Below are 4008 nucleotides of genomic sequence, written 5' to 3'. Positions count from 1 at the left end.
GCCCAGACCGGCGGCTGCGGCGCTTTCGCCTGGCCGATCGCGGCCGACCTTGAACTGCTGGCGCAGCCGCGCTGGGTGAAGAGCGGGGCGAGCGCCGACGTCGCAGGCCCCGTCGGGTTTCGCCTCGAGCTGAAGGAGGACGCGTCGGCGGATTTCGTTCTTCCGCCGCAGCGGAGGTCCGCGCCCCGGTCGCAGGGCGGCACGCTGCGCTTTGAGGCGCGGCCCGGCGTCTACCAGATCACCCTGACCGAAACCGCCTGGACCGATCTGGTGCAGGACGGCCAGGCGCTTCAGCCGACCGAGTTCTCCGGCGTCACGGATTGCGAGGGGGCGCGCAAGACGCTGCGTTACGAGCTTTCGGCCGGTCCGGCGACGCTGCAGATCAGCAATGCGCCCGGGCGCAGCATCGGCCTCGCCCTGACGCCGCCCAGGTAGCTGCCGGAGAGAGGCGGCTCCGCGCCTTCGACCGTTGCAAATCGGCGGGCTGCGGCCTATAAGCCCCGCTTCCGCGCGGGCCCGGCCAGTATGGGCTGCCGTGGCGCGCCCCATGCTCGAGGCTTTGCGCCTGATCTCTCCGTCTCCGGTTCGCCGGCGGCGGCGCGATCGTTCAGCGAGGCCTCTCCTCACTTCGGAGAGCGAAATGCCCAAGATCAAGTCGAAGTCGGCGGCGAAGAAACGCTTCCGCTTCACCGGGACCGGCAAGGTCATCTCTGCCCAGGCTGGCAAGCGCCACGGCATGATCAAGCGCACCAACAAGCAGATCCGCAATCAGCGGGGCACCACCATCCTGACGCCGCAGGACGCGCGGATCGTCAGGACGTTCCTGCCCTACGGCTGACGCTGCTTCCCGCCACAGACGCTTGAGAGATTAGACCATGGCTCGCGTGAAACGGGGCGTTACGTCCCACGCAAAACACAAGAAGACCCTCGCCGCCGCGAAGGGCTTCTACGGCCGTCGCAAGAACACGATCCGCGCCGCCAAGGCGGCCGTCGATCGGTCGATGCAGTACGCCTACCGGGACCGCAAGAACAAGAAGCGGACCTTCCGGGCGCTCTGGATCCAGCGCATCAACGCCGCCGTGCGTGAGCACGGCCTGACCTATTCGCGCTTCATCAACGGGCTCGCCCTCGCCGGCATCGAGATGGACCGCCGGACGATGTCGGAGCTCGCGATCGCCGAGCCGGCCGCGTTCGCCGCGCTCGCCGAGAAGGCGAAGGCCGCGCTCCCCAGCGCGTGACCTGACGGCGGCGTCCTTTCGGGACGCCCTCTCCCAAAGCTCGTCATGCCCCGGTCCATCCGGGGCATCCACGGCTCCCGCAGAGCTCACGCCCTCAGTGGATCCCCCGGATGAACCGGGGGATGACGTTGCGTTTCACGGTCGACCGGATATTCCGTCGGCGGCCAGAAGAAGCGGCGTCCTCCCATGTCCGACATCGACAGCCTGAACTCCCTCGAAGCCGAAATCCTCGCATCTATCGGCGCGGCGTCCGACGAGGCCGCGCTCGAGGCCGTGCGCGTCGCGGCGCTCGGCAAGAAGGGCTCCGTCTCCGAGAAGATGAAGACGCTCGGCGGCATGGACCCCGAGCAACGCAAGACCGTCGGCCCGGCGCTGAACGCGCTGCGCGACCGCGTCGCCGCCGCCATCGCGGAAAAGAAGACGGCGCTCGCGGACGCCGCGCTCGAGGCGCGGCTCGCGGCCGAAACGCTCGACGTCTCGCTCCCGGTGCGGGAGAGCCCGCTCGAGACCGGCCGCATCCATCCGGTCAGCCAGGTCACCGACGAGCTCGTGGCGATCTTCTCCGCGATGGGGTTCTCCGTCGCCGAAGGTCCGGACATCGAGACCGACGACCTCAACTTCACCAAGCTGAACTTCCCCGTCGGGCATCCGGCGCGCGAGATGCACGACACCTTCTTCCTGCCGGAGAAGGAGAACGGCGAACGCCTGCTGCTTCGGACGCACACCAGCCCGGTGCAGATCCGCACGATGCAGTCGCAGGAGCCGCCGATCCGGGTGATCTGCCCCGGCCGCACCTACCGCTTCGACATGGACCAGACGCACACGCCGATGTTCCACCAGGTCGAGGGGCTGGTGATCGATCGCGGCGCCCATCTCGGCCACCTGAAGTGGGTGCTGGAGGAATTCCTCAAGACCTTCTTCGAGGTGCCGTCGGTCGAGCTGCGCTTCCGCCCGTCCTTCTTCCCCTTCACCGAACCCTCGATGGAGGTCGACGTCCGCTGCCGCAAGCTGCCGAACGAGATCCGCATCGGCGAGGGCGACGACTGGCTCGAGATTCTCGGTTGCGGGATGGTGCACCCCAACGTGCTCAGGAACTGCGGTCTCGACCCTGACGTCTGGCAGGGCTTCGCCTGGGGCATCGGCATCGACCGCATCGCGATGCTGAAATACGGCATGCCGGATCTGCGCGACCTGTTCGGCGCCGACGCCCGCTGGCTTTCGCATTACGGGTTCCGCCCCCTCGACTTCCCGACTCTGGCCGGAGGGCTGTCGTCGTGAAGTTCTCCCTCTCTTGGCTGAAAGAGCACCTCGGCGGCGACGCCGACCTGAAGACGGTCACCGACACGCTGACGCGCGTCGGGCTCGAGGTCGAGGACGTCGAGGACAAGGCGGGCGATCTGTCGGCGTTCATCGTCGGCCACATCCTCGAGGCCAAGCGGCACCCGAACGCCGACAAGCTCCAGGTCTGCATGGTGGACGTCGGCAAGGGCGCGCCGTTGCAGGTGGTGTGCGGCGCTCCGAACGCGCGGCAGGGCCTCAAGGTGGTGTTCGCCGCGCCCGGCACGGTGATCCCGGTGAGCGGCGTTAAGCTCGGCGCATCCGAGATCCGCGGCGTCGCCTCGGGCGGCATGCTGTGCTCCTCGCGCGAGCTCGGCCTCGGCGACGACCATGACGGCATCATGGAGCTGCCCGAGAACGCGCCGGTCGGCCGCCCCTTCGCCCCCATGGTCGGGCTGGACGATCCGGTGATCGAGATCGCCGTCACCCCGAACCGGCCGGACTGCCTCGGCGTCCACGGCGTCGCGCGTGACCTCGCGGCCGCCGAGATCGGCGAACTGCGCGACCCCGTCATCAAGCCGATCGCGGGCGCCTTCCCGTGCCCGACCGCGGTGCGCTTCGATTTCGGCGACGCGGAGCCGCTGTCGCCGTTCTTCGCGCTGCGGCTGGTGCGCGGGGTCCGGAACGGTCAGTCGCCCGAGTGGCTGCGCCGACGCCTCAAGGCGATCGGCCAGAAGCCGATCAACGCCCTGGTCGACGTCACCAACTACATGACCTTCGACCGCAACCGGCCGCTGCACGTGTTCGACGCCGCCAAGGTGAAGGGCGACCTCCTGGTGCGCCGTGGCCGCCGCGGCGAAAGCTTCCTCGCGCTCGACGGCAAGACCTACGCGGTCGACGAGACGATGTGCGTCATCGCGGACGACAATGGCGTGCAGTCGCTCGCCGGCGTCATCGGCGGAGCCGCCACCGGCTGCGATCAGGACACGACCGACGTCCTGATCGAGAGCGCGCTCTGGGACCCGCTAAACATCGCCCGCACCGGCCGTGCGCTGAACGTGAATTCGGACGCCCGGTACCGCTTCGAGCGCGGCGTCGATCCGGCCTTCGCGCTGCCCGGCCTCGAGCTCGCGACCCAGCTTGTGCTGGAGTTCTGCGGCGGGGAAGCCTCTGAGATCGTCTCGGCCGGCGCCGTTCCGGAGCGGAACCTGATCATCGACTTCCCCGTCTCCGAGGTGCGGCGGCTCGCCGGTCTGGATCTCGCTCCGGCCGAGATCAAGGCGACGCTCGGCATGCTGGGCTTCTGGGTCACCGGCCAGGGGGACCGGCTCAAGGTCGCCGTCCCGAGCTGGCGGCCCGACATCGAGGGCAAGGCCGACCTCGTCGAAGAGGTCGTGCGGATCATCGGGCTCGACCGTGTGGCCGCCACGCCGCTGCCGGCGGGCGCCAGCGTCTCGGGCGCAAGGCTCAGCCTGATCCAGCGCCGCGCGCG

Annotated in this window: 5 protein-coding genes; all 5 read left to right on the top strand. The window is 69.1% G+C overall.

Annotation, left to right across the window (positions count from 1 at the left end; translation table 11 throughout):
• On the top strand, window positions 1-435 hold a 435-nt coding region (locus ACIKT0_RS14385), incomplete at its 5' end, for a hypothetical protein (RefSeq protein WP_407106005.1).
• Window positions 436-640: 205 nt separating this feature from the next.
• Complete coding sequence (gene rpmI / locus ACIKT0_RS14380) at window positions 641-838, top strand: 50S ribosomal protein L35 (protein ID WP_131003061.1); 198 nt, start codon at window positions 641-643, stop codon at window positions 836-838.
• A gap of 37 nt (window positions 839-875) precedes the next feature.
• Entirely contained in the window at window positions 876-1238 is a 363-nt protein-coding gene (gene rplT, locus ACIKT0_RS14375) for a 50S ribosomal protein L20 (protein ID WP_407106003.1), read from the top strand.
• 186 nt (window positions 1239-1424) lie between these two features.
• Entirely contained in the window at window positions 1425-2516 is a 1092-nt protein-coding gene (pheS, locus tag ACIKT0_RS14370; RefSeq protein WP_407106002.1) for a phenylalanine--tRNA ligase subunit alpha, read from the top strand.
• A partial coding sequence (pheT, locus tag ACIKT0_RS14365; RefSeq protein ID WP_407106001.1) for a phenylalanine--tRNA ligase subunit beta occupies window positions 2513-4008 on the top strand: 1496 nt, incomplete at its 3' end. The genes pheS and pheT, both read left to right, overlap by 4 nt.

Source organism: Hansschlegelia beijingensis, assembly GCF_045505405.1.
Classification (GTDB): domain Bacteria; phylum Pseudomonadota; class Alphaproteobacteria; order Rhizobiales; family Methylopilaceae; genus Methylopila; species Methylopila beijingensis_A.
Note: the sequence above shows the minus strand (reverse complement) of the source record. Positions and strands in the feature narration are given on the sequence as shown.

What these genes read in the sequence shown, in the direction of transcription:
- rpmI (WP_131003061.1), top strand. Translation starts at nt 641, where the DNA reads ATGCCCAAGATCAAGTCGAAGTCGGCGGCGAAGAAACGCTTCCGCTTC.
- rplT (WP_407106003.1), top strand. Translation starts at nt 876, where the DNA reads ATGGCTCGCGTGAAACGGGGCGTTACGTCCCACGCAAAACACAAGAAG.
- pheS (WP_407106002.1), top strand. Translation starts at nt 1,425, where the DNA reads ATGTCCGACATCGACAGCCTGAACTCCCTCGAAGCCGAAATCCTCGCA.